The sequence below is a fragment of the Halomarina halobia genome (assembly GCF_029338575.1).
In the GTDB taxonomy this organism is placed as follows: domain Archaea; phylum Halobacteriota; class Halobacteria; order Halobacteriales; family Haloarculaceae; genus Halomarina; species Halomarina halobia.
Window position 1 is genome coordinate 2840884 of sequence record NZ_CP119992.1, and the last position, 12397, is coordinate 2853280.

Sequence of the window (12397 nt, forward strand, 5' to 3'; positions counted from 1 at the left end):
ATGAGACTGCCGTCACGCGCCGAATTCCTCCAACTCCGGCGGCTCCTGCCCGTCGTCGCGGCCGCCCTGCTGCTCGTCGCGCTCGCGTTCCCGATGTGGACCATCGAGATGCACGCCGCGCAGTACCCGGGCGAGCCGCTCTACCTGCACCTGTACGCCTACCCGCACATCGGCGGCGACTACGTCGAGATCCACCGGCTGAACAAGTACATCGGGTTCTACTACCCCGATCCGGTGTACTGGACGCCGAACTACGAGGTCCACTCGAGGGCCGTCGACGTCCCCGAGTGGTCGCTCGGGCCGGTCGCGTTCGTGGCCGTCGCGGCGGCGGGCGCGTTCGTCGCCGTCGCCCCGACCGTGACGAAGCTCGAGCGCGGGCTCAGGAGGCAGTTCGTCGGCTCGACCGTCGTGTTCACCGCGATGCTCGCGGACATCCAGTATCGGCTCTACCAGGCCGGCCACTCGCTTGACCCCGACGCGCCGGTGATGGGCGTCGACCCCTTCACGCCGCCCCTGCTCGGGCGGTACGAGGTGGCGAACATCACCAGCTACTCGGGGCTCGGCACGGGCGCGTACCTGACCGCGCTGGCGATCGCCCTGCTCGTCGCGGCGTACGCCTGCCGGGACACCGACGCCACGATCCGCGAGGTGCCGGAGCTCGCGAGACGGGCGCGGGGGCGGGTCAGTCGGCGGATCGGAGAGGTGACGCGGTCGAGGCGGGCGACGAACCGACCCCCTCCGGAGGAGGACGCCGATGGGTGACGACGTCGAGCGGGGGTTCGTCCTGCTCGCCGTCGCGGTCGTCGTCGCGGTCGTCGTCGCGTCGCTCGCCGCGCCGGGGAGTGCGTCCCCGGATGACGCGCTCGCGTTCGACCCCGGCGTCCCCGCGGAGTACGCGTTCGACGAGCCCGCGACGCCCGGAGTCGCGTCCGTCGACGGACGGGAGTTCGACTCCGCGCAGGCGGCGGTGGACGCGGCCGAACCGGGCGACACGGTCCGCCTGGCCGGGCGGTTCGACGGGCGGATCGCGGTGACCACCCCGAACGTCACCCTGACGAGCGCGCCCGGGCGGCTCGCGCTCGTCGACGGGGGCGAGACCGGCGACGTGCTCACGATCGAGGCCGACGGCGTGACCGTCGATCGCGTGTGGGTTCGCAACTCCGGCCGCGACACCGCCGGCAATGACGCCGGGATCTGGGTGAACGGGACGAACGCGACGATCCGCGACAGCCGCGTGACCGCCGTCACGTTCGGCGTCTGGGTCGACGGCGTGGACGACGCCACGATCGCGAACAACACTATCGTCGGTCGGGAGGCGGTCCGTCCGCTCTCCTACCGCGGCAACGGCATCCAGCTCTGGAAGACCGACGGGACGTTCGTCGCGGACAACCGCATCACGGACGTCCGCGACGGCATCTACTACTCGTGGTCGTCGCACGTCCTCGCGCGCGGGAACGCGATGTGGGACCTCCGGTACGGCGTCCACTACATGTATTCGGACGACAACCGCCTCGTGAACAACACGGCGTTCGACAACGACGTCGGCTACGCGCTGATGGTCTCCGAGCGCCTCGAACTCGTCGACAACGTCGCGTTCAACAACTCGGGGACGAGCGGGCACGGCATCCTCCTCAAGTCGATCGACCACACCGAGATCCGCGACAACCACCTGGTCGGGAACCGGAGGGGGTTGTACGTCTACAACTCCCTCGACAACACCATCGCGGGGAACCTGGTGCTCGGGAACGGCGTCGGGGTCCACCTGACGGCGGGGAGCGTCGAGGAGCGCGTCCACGGGAACAGCTTCGTCAACAACGACCGGGCGGTGCTCGCCGTCGTCGGCGAACTGGTGACGTGGAACGCGACCGACCGGGGCAACTACTGGTCCGACGCCCGCCGCGCGGACGTGGACCGCGACGGCGTGAACGAGGTGCGACACCGCCCGGCGGGGCTCGCGGAGCACCTCGTCCAGCGCCACCCGCAGGCCGCCGTCTTCGCCGCCAGCCCGGCGTTCGACGCCGTTCGGACGGCCGAGAGTTCCTTTCCGGTCGTCGAGACGCCGGGCGTGATCGACTACTATCCGCTCGCGGACCCGCCACACGACGACTGGAGGCGATACTATGCACGCGATTGACGTTACGGACGTGACGAAGACGTACGGCGACGTGACGGCGCTCGACGGCCTGTCGCTCGCCGTCGAATCGGGGACGACGTTCGGTCTCCTCGGGACCAACGGGGCCGGCAAGTCCACGCTGTTCAAGCTCCTCGTGGGACACGTTCGTCCCGATTCGGGCGCGGTCGCCGTCGCCGGACGGGACGTGACGACGGCCGGGGCGGCCATCCGGCGCTCCGTCGGGTACCTGCCGGAGCGCGCCGGCTTCCCGTCGGCGCTCACCGGCCGCGAGGTGCTCGCGTTCCACGCCCGGATACGAGGGCTCGCGGAACCGTCCGCACGCATCGACGAGGCGCTCGAAACCGTCGGCCTGTCCGACGCGGCCGACCGCCGGGTCGGCGGCTACTCCAACGGGATGACCCGCCGGCTCGGGCTGGCGACGGCGCTGCTCTCGCGGCCGCGCATCCTCCTCCTCGACGAACCCACTGCCGGCCTGGACCCGCGGGGCGTGGCGTCGTTCCACTCGATCGTTCGGCAGCTCGATCGGGACGACGACCTGACGGTCGTCCTCTCCTCGCACGTGCTCCCGGAGGTCGAGCGGCTCTGCGACGCCGTGGCGATCCTCCACGACGGACGCCTGCGCGCGAGCGGATCGGTCGCCGGGTTGAAGCGGCACGTGAGCGACGACGTGCGCGTTCGCGTCCGCCTCCGCGACCCGGGGGCGACGGAGGACGCGCTCTCCGCGATCGCCCCCCGCGAGGCGACGGTGCGATCGACGGACGACGCGATCGCCGTCGACTGTTCGGCGTCGGCGGTCCCGGGGGTGCTGGCCGACCTCGCCGCGGCGGTACCCGTAGAGGGGTACGAGGTCCGCGAGCCGGGACTCGAGCGCGTCTTCGAGCGCGCGCTGTCGGATCCCGCGGAGGTGTCGGCGTGACCCGCGACGCTCCCCCGGAGACCGACGGCGGGGTCGCGACCGCCCACGAGGCCCCGCCGGAGGCGGCCGACGCGAGCGTCGGTGGCCTCGGGCGACAGGTCGCCGCCGTGGCCCGCCTGGAGTATCGCCTCTCGATCCGTAGCCGATGGGCGTTCGCGCTCACGGCGCTGTTCGGTCTGCTCGCGGTGTCGATCGTCGGTTTCGGCGGGTCGAGCCTCGGTCCCGTCCGCGCCGACGCCGTGATCGTCAGCCTCGCCTCGCTGGCGACGTACCTGCTCCCGCTCGCCGCGCTGGTCTACGGGTTCGACGCCGTCGTCGGTAGCGAGGAGGCCGGCTGGCTCGACATCGTGTTCGCGCTGCCGATCCCCCGCGAGCGGGTCGTCGTCGGCACGTACCTGGGACGCGCGGTCACGCTCGCGGGTGCGACGGCCATCGGGTTCGGCCTCGGCGGGGCCGCGCTGTTCGTCCGGGCCGGCGGGATCGCACCGTCGCTGTATGCGACGTTCCTGCTCGGGGCGATCGCGCTGGGGCTCTCGTTCCTCGCGATCGGCGTGCTCGTCTCGACGCTCGCCGCCGAGCGGACCCGCGCGCTCGGCGCGGCGCTGCTCGTCTGGGTCTGGTTCGTCTTCGGCCACGATCTCGCCGCGCTCGGCCTCGTGGCCGGAGTCGATCTCCCCGACCCCGTCCTCTCCGCGCTGGTGCTCTCCGATCCGGCGGCCGTCTTCCGCGTGCTCGTCCTCTCGGGCGTTGATTCGACCGGCGGCGGCCTGGCGGCAGTCGTCGCGAACACGACGCTGTCGGGGCCGGCGCTCGCGCTGGCCGCGCTCGCGTGGGTCGTCGCGCCAGTGGCGGTCGCGGCGGTAGCGATCCGATGGCGGGGGTTCTGACCGTGCGTGCACACGCTCCGCTACCGTCCGGCGGGTGCTCGGGGGACGCGCCCGGCGGCCGCCGTGCCGTCCTCCGGGCGCTCGGTGCCGTCGGCGCGACGGCGCTCGTCGGCTGCACCGGCGCGGGCGAGCGGTCGGCCCCCGATCCCCCCGAACCGATCGATCTGTCGGGCGGCAAGACCGACGACGTCGGCGGCATGGTGATCGGCGAGCACTTCGGTCCGAACGGTCAGATCTTCTGCTGGAACCGCGGCCCTCCGGGCCGCGACGGTCCCGCGTGGTTTATGTCGCTGACCGCGGGGCTGTTTCCGTACTACTTCGAGCGCGAGCGCCGCGACTGGAAGGCGCTCGCCGTCTACGTCACCGACTGCTCGACCGTTGAGTACTCGCTCGCGAGACGGGACGGCGTACCTTCCGAGTCTCACCGCGGCGGACATCCTCTCGCCCGCGCGTAGGGTGACGTACGTCGCGGGGAGCGCCGTGCTGGGCGGGATGGGCGAGGCGCTCGTCCCGTTTCCCGATCCGAGCGACGCCGACTCGTTCGTCGATGAGCACGGTGGGCGGACGGTCGGGTTCGACGATGTCGCGCGGGCGTGGCTGGCGGACTACGTGCGGGGCTGATCGCCGGCGGAACCCTCTCCCCGCCGCCCCGGAGCGCGGAGGGTTCTTGCGCGTCGCGCCCCAACCGCGGGCCATGTCAGCGCCCGCCACCGACCGGCCCGCGAAGTCCCCCGAGGAGGTCCGTGAACTGTACGACGAGCAGGCCCCTCGCTTCGAGCGCTTCGGCTGGATCGAGGAGCGCCTCGTGGGGCGCTACCGCGAGCGACTGTTCTCCCGGGCGCGGGGGCGCACCCTCGACGTGGCCTGCGGGACGGGGCCGAACTTCCCGCACTTCCCCGAGGGCGTCGCGCTCACGGCGGTCGACCTCAGCGAGGGGATGCTCGCGGCGGCCGAGCGCCGGACGGCCGAACTGGGTCTGGACGCGGACCTCCGCGTGGCTGACGCCGAGGACCTCCCCTTCGAGGACGACAGCTTCGACACCGTCGCCTCCGCGCTCTCGACGTGCACGTTTCCCGATCCCGTCGCGGTCCTCCGCGAGATGGACCGGGTCTGCGCGCCCGACGGCGAGATCCTCCTGTTCGAGCACGGGCGCAGCGACGTCGCCGCCGTCGCCCGCCTGCAGGACTGGCTGGCCCCGCGGCACTTCCGACGGATGGCCTGTCGGTGGAACCAGGAGCCGACCGACCTCGTCGCCGAGGCGGGCCTCTCCGTGGAGCGGGTCCGTCGGAACGTCCTCGGGATCTTCACGAGCATGGTCGTCGCGCCGAGCGGCGACTGAGCCGCCGCCGCGGTCAGTCCTCCTTCCCGACGACGACCGCCTCGCGGATCTCGAGGGCCGTCTCGAACTCCCCGCGCCGGCCGAGTTCGCTCCCGACGCGGCGGAGGTGCTCGGTGTGCGCGCGCTCGACGGCGTTCGTCTCCCGGCGTTCGAGTCGCAGGCGCGCGCTCACCTCCTCCCAGTGGCCCGCCTCGACGAAGAAGACGCACGACTCCTCGTCCTCGTGGACGAGTTCGTACCGGCGGCGGTACTCCCCGAGGCGGGGGCCGAGGTCGTCCTGGACGTGCTCGACGAGGTCCGGCAGCAACTGCGGGCCGACGCTCGCCTTCGCGGCGGCCAGCAGGAGCGCGTTGCCGTCGATCGGGTTCACGCTACCCCCCGGCGCGCATCGCCTTGCGGTCGAAGTCCTCGATCAGTTCCTCCAGTGCGGCCTCCCCGCCCTCGAAGACGACGGTCACCTCGGTGAGGCGGATCGACCCGGCGACGTCGACCGTCTCCGCGGAGAGGTCGGCCCGCCAGTCCGCCGCCTCGACGGCCCCGTCGTCGACGCGCTCCCCGCCGAGGTTCTCGAGGTACTGGACGGCGAGGCGCTTCGAGATGCCGCGGTAGGACTTCTCTCGGCGCATCTATCCCCCCGCGACCGGCGGGAACACCGACATCGAGTCCCCGTCCTCGAGCGTCGTCTCCGGACCGTCCATGTGAAGCACCTCGCGGCCGTTCTTGAGGACGCTCAGCTGGGGGCGGATGTCGCCCTCGTCGTCGAGCAGGAGGCCCTCCAGTCCGTCGAACTCCGATTCGAGCGCGCCGAGCACCTCGCCGACCGTCGCGCCCTCCTCGTACTCCCGACGGATGGTCTTCGATCCGACCGCCTCCCGGAAGTTCGCGAAGAATCGCAACTCGAGTTCCATGGTCCTACCAGTCGTCCGGGCGTGATAAAGCCACGCGGACGGTGCGCGTCACCCCACTACCATGCTCAGCACCATCGCGGCGACGAACAGGGCGACGATACCGGCGAGGACGAGCCCCCACGGCGTCTGCGCGTTCCGCCGCTCGTTCCACCCGATCCGGTAGACGCCCGCGATCCCGCCGACGGCGACGAGCAGGACGACGACGCTGTACAGGAGGTCGAGTACCGACGACATGTTCCCCAGTACCGGGCGGACCGTACTAAGTGTGTACATTACTGTCACACACTCGACGTGATAAGGTATATCACGGTCGGTCGCGAGGTGGGGGATAGGAATGCGGATGGAACTCCGGGTGTGCAAGCACTGCTACGAGGGCGAACACGGTAACCCGCAGAAGACGGCGGTGACGCGCGACATGGTCCGGTGTGCGGAGCGGGTCCGGGAGTACAAGGACCTCATCGAGCTCGACGCCCTGTACGTCACGAAGGTCCGCGACGGCGACCCGGGCGGCGCGGAGGCGCTGCCGGTCATCGTCGCCGGTATCGAGAACGACCAGATCTCGCTGTCCGACACGCAGCTCGTCATGGAGGACGACGAGGGGAACATGCTCGTCTACCCCGAGCCGAAGGACATCCTCGAGGTCCTCACGCGGAACGTCGATCAGATCAGCGCCCACACCCGTCAGGACGTCACCGTCGAACTCTCCCGGGAGGGTGCGGAGCTGCTGACGTGACGGAGCGGGCGGGGAGCGCGGGGCGAAGCGTCACCGCGCTCGCCCTCAGTCGTCGCCCGAGCCGTCCGTCGCGGCGGCGCGCCCGCGCTCGCGCACCTGGCGCTCGTAGCGCGAGCGCAGCACGTTCCCGTACACCGACAGCACCAGCCCGAGGAACAGCACGAGGATACCGACGTTGATGCCGATCGTGAGGAAGACGTTCGTCGGACCCCCGCCGACCGTCAGCGTCCCCGGCACCGGGTATCCCGAGTCGTAGATGCTCCCGAGGAGCACGCCCACGATGCCGCCGACGACGGCCAGTCCGCCGAGGTTGACCGCCCAGTTCCAGGAAGGGCGCAGCCGGAGCCGCTCGATACCGGTGCCCTCGTGCTCGCCGTCGTGGTCGGCGTGCGGGATGTCGCTCTTCGGGATGAACGCCTTCAGTTCGACCGGGTAGAACGCCGGGTGAAAGCCGTGCTCGAAGATGTGGAACATGACCCCCATCAGCATCACGACCCCCAGCAGGCCGTGGAACCCGACGAAGGCCATCGCCGCCGTCTTCGTCTGGAAGAACTGCATCAGCGCGGGCTTGCTCCAGATGAGCAGCCCGGAGATCATCAGCAGCACCAGCTCGACGGTGAAGATGAACACGACGCCCTTGCCGACGTACGACAGCAGCGGCACCTCGTCCGCGGTGTAGCCCGCGAACTGCCGGGCGTGCGGGTGGCGCTCGTCCGCCCGTCCGAGGAGGAACTTCACGTCCTGGACGAACGCCCGCGTGTCGTTTCGCAGGTCCGGGAGGACCTCGCGGAAGTTGCTCCGCCGTCCGGGGCCGATGATCATGAACGTGACCCAGAAGACGGTGAGCGCGATGAGCGCGAACCCGGCGATGCGGTGGAGCGCGAGGACGCCGGTGTTCCCGCCCATCAGGGCGAGCAGCCACCACAGCTCGTCGTTGAACATGACGGCGTACCCGCTGAAGAACAGGAGGAAGACGTCGAGCGCCAGCAGCGAGTGGAACACCGTCGTCGTCTTGGTGAACTTCCCGTGGTCGAGGCTCGTCACCGCGACTCACCCCCGTCGCCGTCGGATGGGCCGGTGCCGTCGACGCCGTCACTGACGCCGGTGCCGCCGTCGGTGGCGACGCCGTCGGCGTCCCGGCGGTCGTACGGCTCGCGCATCCGGGTCGCGAGCCGCTGGAAGATGCCCCAGTGGACGAACACCATGAACAGGATGAACACTCCCATCAGGACGTCCACGGCGTGGGTGATCTTGATGAGCGCGGCGAGCCACGGGGACGCGTTGCCCGCGGTCCAGTCCGCCCCGACGCCGCCGCCCTCGACCGTGGGCCGGACGCGGAACAGCTGTTCGTAGAAGAGGTCCGCGCTCCCCGTGACGTACCAGACGGCCGCGACGGCGACCGCGAGGCCGACGAACGCGCTGACGGCCACCGCCAGCGCTTCGCGTCCGCGGCTCATCGCTCGAACACCCGCGCGTCTTCCTTCCCGAAGACGATCTCCATCGCCTGCTGGTTGAACGCCGGTGCGGATCCCCGCCGGTCGAGTTCGCCCGCGATGTCGTCCGCGGTTCCGACGAGGATGGCGTCGGTCGCGCACTCCTCGGCGCAGGCCGGCCCCTTGCCGATCCCCTGGCGCTCCTCGCACATCGTGCACTTGTCCATCGTGCCGCCGGTGCCGAAGATCCGCGCGCTCCCGTCGTTGGACTCGGGGAACTGCGGCGCGCCGAACGGACACGCCGAGAGGCAGTACTGACAGCCCACGCAGAGGTCGTCGCTGACCTGCACGAACCCCCCCTCGTCCCGCTGGAGGGCGTCGGTCGGACAGACCGACACGCAGGGGGCGTTCTCGCAGTGGTAACACTGCATCGGGATGCTGGTCTCGCCCGGGAACGAGCGCTCGTTGAGCGCCTTCCCGCTCGCGGCGTTGAACTCCTCCGAGTGCTGGCCCTCGAACATCGTGGCGATAGAGATGCGCTGTTCATCCGGGGGCAACTCCCACGTCCGCTTGCACGCGACGACGCAGCCGCCGCAGTCGATGCAGGCCTCCACGTCGGGGAAGATGCGCGCCCCCTCGCCCGTGCTCATCACGCCCTGGCTCATCCGGTCGCCATCGATGGGATCGTTGGTAGACATGTTAATGACGGATTATTGAACTGTGTTGTGGTCGCGGACGTCGAAGTCCTTCTGGAGGCCGATCCCGTCGCGGTCCTGCGGGAACGCGAGGTCGACGTCCATGTTCAGTTCTCGCAACAGCTCCGGCGTCGCCCGCCTGACCTTGACAAGCGCCGCCTTCGTCTCCTGCATCTGCGTCTCCGCGTCGTACCCGCGCGAGGTGATGATGTTGACGCTGTCGCCGATGGCGTAGGGGACCGTCCCGTCCGGGTAGCGCTCCTCCAGGCTCTTGCCGTGGTAGACGCCGCCCCAGTGGAAGGGGAGGAACACCTCGTCCTCCCGCGGCCGGTGGGTCACCCGCGCCTTCACGAGGACCGATCCGCGGTCGGTCGTCGAGACGACGACGAAGTCGCCGCCGTCGACGCCCAACTGCTCGGCGCGCTCGGGGTGGATCTCGGCGTACATGTGCGGCTGGAGGTCGGCGAGGAAGACGTTCGACCGCGACTCCGAGCCGCCGCCCTGGTGCTCGACCTGCCGGCCGGTCGTCATGACGAGGTCCATCCCCTGCTCCTGGGCGGCCTTCGTCGCCTCTCGCTGGATGGCGGCGTTGTTCTGATCCAGCCGGAAGAAGTTCGTCTGCTCCCCGTTCGCGGGCCACCCCTCGACGAGGTCGGGGCGGGGACTCTCGATCGGCTCCCGGTGGATCGGCACGGTGTCGAGGAAGTTCCACGCGACGCCGCGCGCCCGCCCCCGCCCCGTCGGCGGGTCGGGCTGCTTGTAGTCGTACTGCTCGTACTCGGCGGGATCGATGTCCGACGCCGCGCCCTCGGGTCTGAGTTCCCCCGCCTCGTCGAGTTCCTTGAGCCGCCGTGCGGTGTCGTACACCGACCTGTCGGGGCTGAGCGCGTACTCGTAGGGGACCGACAGGGCGTCGGGCTTGGTGATGTCCTGGGGCCACGTCGTCGTCCAGCCGGGATACTCGGGGACGCCGCGGACCGTCCCGCTGAAGTCGGTGTCCCAGTCGGGTTCGTAGGGCGCGCGCAGCATGTCGAGGCCCGCTTCGCCGTCCTGTTCGACGGTGCGCGCCAGGGGGTACGTCCGCTGCTCCGGCACCTCGCCGCTCTCCGCCATCTCCCGCCACTCGTCGGGCGTCGGGGCCTTCGTCCCCCAGCGCGCCCGGAAGTCCTGGCCGCCCTCGCGCGGGTCGAGGTCGTCGCGCCAGATGATCGGCGTTCCGGGGTGCCCCTCGCCCCAGCACGGCCACGGCAGACACCAGTAGTCGCCGCTGACCGGCAGCCCCGGCTTCTCTGCCCTGGTCGTCTCGGTGCTGAACGCGTAGTCGTGCTCGTAGTGCTGCTGGAGGCGCTCGGGCGACTGCTGGTACCCGATGGTCCGCACGCCGAGGTTGATCTCCCGGAGGCAGTCCTCGTAGGTGGTCTTGCCGTTGAACAGTCCGGGACCGGACCCCCAGTCGAAGTGCTCGGGGAAGCCGAGGGTCGCGGCGAACTCCTGGATGATCTGCATGTCCGTCTTGGCGCTGTGGGACGGCGGACGGACCGGGTTGCGCCACTGGACGGCGCGGTGGGAGTTGGTGAGCGTTCCGTGGTGCTCGTACTGGCTCGAACAGGGCAGCAGGATGACGCCGTCCTCGCGCTCCGCCATGACCGACGCGAGCGACGGGAACATGTCGACGATGACCAGCAGGTCGAGGTTCTCCATCGCCTTCTTCTGCTTGTCCATCTCGCTGATGGAGTTCGCCGAGTGGCCGTGGAACACCGCGGCCTTCACCGGGTTCGGCTGGTAGAGCGGCGACTCGTTCAACCGCTCCCCCCTGGGGAGCGCCGCCTCGAACCAGCGCGCGACGGTCAGCCCCTTCTGGAACATCATCGACCGGTTGCTGAACTCCCGGCCGTCGTTCTCGAACGTCGACGTCGCCTCGCCGGCCTGGCGTTCCCACTTCCCCTTCGGCATCAGGTCGTAGCGGTCGTACAGCTGGCCGAAGCTGACGCTGCCGCTGGTCCAGGGGCTCTCGTTCCAGACGTCGGCCCAGTACATCCAGGAGCCGGGGGCGGTCACCGAGTAGTATCCCGGAAGGATGTGGCTGTTGGGGCCGAGGTCCGTCGCGCCCTGCACGTTCGAGTGGCCGCGCATGACCTGCATCCCGCCGCCGGCGCGGGCGATCCCGCCGGTCGCCAGCCCGGTGAGCGCGTACGAGCGGATGTTCTGGGTCCCGTTGTTGTGCTGGGTGCCGCCCATCGCCCACTCGATCTGGACGTTCGGCTTGTTCTCGATGATCAGGTCGCCGATCGTCCTGATGTCCGCCTCGTCGATCCAGGTGATGTCGGCGACCGTCTCCAGGTCGTACTCGTCGAGTTCGGCCTCGACGTCCGGCCACCCGATCACCCGCTCGGTGAGCATCTGCCGGTCGAGTTCGCCCTGTTCGCGCAGGTAGCGCAGCAGCCCCATCATCAGGGCGACGTCGGTTCCGGGTCGGATGCGGAAGAAGTGGTCCGCGTGCGCCGAGGTCTTGGTGTACCGGGCGTCGACGGAGACGATCGTTCCGCCGCGGCGCTGGCCCTCGAGGATGTGTTGCATCGCGATCGGGTGGGCCTCGGCGGGGTTCTGCCCGATGATGAGGTCGAGGTCGAAGTGCCGGTAGTCGTTCATCGGGTTGGTCATCGCCCCGTAGCCCCAGGTGTTGGCCAGTCCGGAGACGGTCGTCGAGTGGCAGATACGCGCCTGGTGGTCGACGTTCGTCGTCCCCCAGAAGGCGGCGAGCTTGCGGAACGCGTAGGCCTCCTCGTTGCAGTGGTGGGCGCTCCCGAGCCACATCACGCTGTCCGGGCCGTACTCCTCGCGGATGCGCCCGAATTCGTCGCCGATCTGCTTCCACGCCTCGTTCCACGAGATCTTCCGCCACTCGCCGCCCTCGAGGCGCATCGGGTGCTTCAGTCGCTTCTCCGAGTGCTCGCTCTCGTAGATCGCTGCGCCCTTGGAGCAGAGCGACCCGTTGTTGATCGGGTTCTCGAACCACGGCTCCTGTCCGACGAACGCGTTCCCCTTCCGCTCGCCCTTGAAGCCGCAGCCGACGGCGCAGAAGTTACAGACCGTCTTGACGAGCTCCGCGTCGTCGTCCGTCGCGTCGACGCCGTCGTCGCCGTCCTGTGCGAGCGCCTGCCCCGCCGCTCCCCCGCCGAGGGCGAGCGCACCCGCGAGCGCGCTCGCCTTCATGAACGACCGGCGGTCGAGGTCGAGCGAAACCGGTTCGGCGCTCATATGTCAACCCTCACAACCATGCTAATTCCTATCACCGACCGACGGGTCACGTTTTCATAAACGTTGTTCTCGATATCCTATTAGTAGGATCAAA

14 protein-coding genes and 1 pseudogene are annotated in these 12397 nt (G+C 70.0%); 7 read left to right on the forward strand and 8 right to left on the reverse strand.

The genetic code is table 11. From position 1 onward, the window contains the following. From P1K31_RS15050 to P1K31_RS15080, 6 genes and pseudogenes are all read left to right on the forward strand, one after another. Positions 1–762 (forward strand): hypothetical protein, encoded by a 762-nt coding sequence (locus P1K31_RS15050; RefSeq protein WP_276304142.1) that lies wholly within the window; start codon positions 1–3, stop codon positions 760–762. Continuing rightward, the gene (nosD, locus tag P1K31_RS15055; RefSeq protein WP_276304143.1) at positions 755–2134 is read left to right on the forward strand and encodes a nitrous oxide reductase family maturation protein NosD; all 1380 of its coding nucleotides are present in this window, start codon (positions 755–757) and stop codon (positions 2132–2134) included. Before P1K31_RS15050 ends, nosD begins: the two co-directional genes overlap by 8 nt. Beyond that, positions 2121–3050 (forward strand): ABC transporter ATP-binding protein, encoded by a 930-nt coding sequence (locus tag P1K31_RS15060; protein WP_276304144.1) that lies wholly within the window; start codon positions 2121–2123, stop codon positions 3048–3050. The genes nosD and P1K31_RS15060 overlap by 14 nt, the downstream gene beginning before the upstream one ends. Continuing rightward, positions 3047–3937, forward strand: coding sequence for an ABC transporter permease (locus P1K31_RS15065; RefSeq protein WP_276304145.1), 891 nt, complete (start codon positions 3047–3049; stop codon positions 3935–3937). The genes P1K31_RS15060 and P1K31_RS15065 overlap by 4 nt, the downstream gene beginning before the upstream one ends. Next, a pseudogene (locus tag P1K31_RS15070) lies at positions 3922–4558 on the forward strand (nitrous oxide reductase accessory protein NosL). Before P1K31_RS15065 ends, P1K31_RS15070 begins: the two are co-directional and overlap by 16 nt. 73 nt (positions 4559–4631) lie before the next feature. Further along, a complete protein-coding gene (locus P1K31_RS15080; RefSeq protein WP_276304148.1) occupies positions 4632–5276 on the forward strand; it encodes a class I SAM-dependent methyltransferase in 645 nt (214 codons plus the stop codon). Positions 5277–5289: 13 nt separating this feature from the next. Here P1K31_RS15080 and P1K31_RS15085 read toward each other — a convergent pair whose 3' ends face one another. From P1K31_RS15085 to P1K31_RS15100, 4 genes are read right to left on the reverse strand one after another with little or no spacing between them, the layout of a single operon-like run. After that, complete coding sequence (locus tag P1K31_RS15085) at positions 5290–5646, reverse strand: DUF8048 family protein (protein ID WP_276304149.1); 357 nt, start codon at positions 5644–5646, stop codon at positions 5290–5292. 1 nt (position 5647) lies between these two features. After that, positions 5648–5902 (reverse strand): MoaD-like domain-containing protein, encoded by a 255-nt coding sequence (locus P1K31_RS15090; protein ID WP_276304150.1) that lies wholly within the window; start codon positions 5900–5902, stop codon positions 5648–5650. Next, complete coding sequence (locus P1K31_RS15095; RefSeq protein ID WP_276304151.1) at positions 5903–6184, reverse strand: ubiquitin-like small modifier protein 1; 282 nt, start codon at positions 6182–6184, stop codon at positions 5903–5905. A gap of 48 nt (positions 6185–6232) precedes the next feature. Beyond that, the gene (locus P1K31_RS15100) at positions 6233–6418 is read right to left on the reverse strand and encodes a hypothetical protein (RefSeq protein ID WP_276304152.1); all 186 of its coding nucleotides are present in this window, start codon (positions 6416–6418) and stop codon (positions 6233–6235) included. 100 nt (positions 6419–6518) lie between these two features. On the opposite strand from P1K31_RS15100, the gene P1K31_RS15105 reads away from it, so the two are divergent. After that, positions 6519–6917, forward strand: coding sequence for a hypothetical protein (locus P1K31_RS15105; RefSeq protein WP_276304153.1), 399 nt, complete (start codon positions 6519–6521; stop codon positions 6915–6917). 45 nt (positions 6918–6962) lie between these two features. On the opposite strand, the gene P1K31_RS15110 is transcribed toward P1K31_RS15105, so the two are convergent. Genes P1K31_RS15110 through P1K31_RS15125 form a run of 4 tightly spaced genes read right to left on the reverse strand, consistent with a single transcriptional unit; the run spans position 6963 to position 12303 of the window. After that, entirely contained in the window at positions 6963–7961 is a 999-nt protein-coding gene (locus P1K31_RS15110) for a cytochrome b/b6 domain-containing protein (RefSeq protein WP_276304154.1), read from the reverse strand. Next, positions 7958–8374 (reverse strand): hypothetical protein, encoded by a 417-nt coding sequence (locus P1K31_RS15115; protein WP_276304155.1) that lies wholly within the window; start codon positions 8372–8374, stop codon positions 7958–7960. Before P1K31_RS15115 ends, P1K31_RS15110 begins: the two co-directional genes overlap by 4 nt. Next, positions 8371–9048: a 4Fe-4S dicluster domain-containing protein gene (locus P1K31_RS15120; RefSeq protein ID WP_276304156.1), complete on the reverse strand. Its 678-nt coding sequence runs from the start codon at positions 9046–9048 to the stop codon at positions 8371–8373. Before P1K31_RS15120 ends, P1K31_RS15115 begins: the two co-directional genes overlap by 4 nt. Positions 9049–9060: 12 nt before the next feature. Next, positions 9061–12303 (reverse strand): formate dehydrogenase subunit alpha, encoded by a 3243-nt coding sequence (locus tag P1K31_RS15125; protein WP_276304157.1) that lies wholly within the window; start codon positions 12301–12303, stop codon positions 9061–9063. Positions 12304–12397 lie beyond the last annotated feature (94 nt).

Coding starts and splice junctions, on each gene's coding strand:
- P1K31_RS15050 (WP_276304142.1), top strand. CDS start 1: ATGAGACTGCCGTCACGCGCCGAATTCCTCCAACTCCGGCGGCTCCTG.
- nosD (WP_276304143.1), top strand. CDS start 755: ATGGGTGACGACGTCGAGCGGGGGTTCGTCCTGCTCGCCGTCGCGGTC.
- P1K31_RS15060 (WP_276304144.1), top strand. CDS start 2,121: ATGCACGCGATTGACGTTACGGACGTGACGAAGACGTACGGCGACGTG.
- P1K31_RS15080 (WP_276304148.1), top strand. CDS start 4,632: ATGTCAGCGCCCGCCACCGACCGGCCCGCGAAGTCCCCCGAGGAGGTC.
- P1K31_RS15090 (WP_276304150.1), bottom strand. CDS start 5,902: ATGCGCCGAGAGAAGTCCTACCGCGGCATCTCGAAGCGCCTCGCCGTC.
- P1K31_RS15095 (WP_276304151.1), bottom strand. CDS start 6,184: ATGGAACTCGAGTTGCGATTCTTCGCGAACTTCCGGGAGGCGGTCGGA.
- P1K31_RS15100 (WP_276304152.1), bottom strand. CDS start 6,418: ATGTCGTCGGTACTCGACCTCCTGTACAGCGTCGTCGTCCTGCTCGTC.
- P1K31_RS15105 (WP_276304153.1), top strand. CDS start 6,519: ATGCGGATGGAACTCCGGGTGTGCAAGCACTGCTACGAGGGCGAACAC.
- P1K31_RS15115 (WP_276304155.1), bottom strand. CDS start 8,374: ATGAGCCGCGGACGCGAAGCGCTGGCGGTGGCCGTCAGCGCGTTCGTC.
- P1K31_RS15120 (WP_276304156.1), bottom strand. CDS start 9,048: ATGTCTACCAACGATCCCATCGATGGCGACCGGATGAGCCAGGGCGTG.
- P1K31_RS15125 (WP_276304157.1), bottom strand. CDS start 12,303: ATGAGCGCCGAACCGGTTTCGCTCGACCTCGACCGCCGGTCGTTCATG.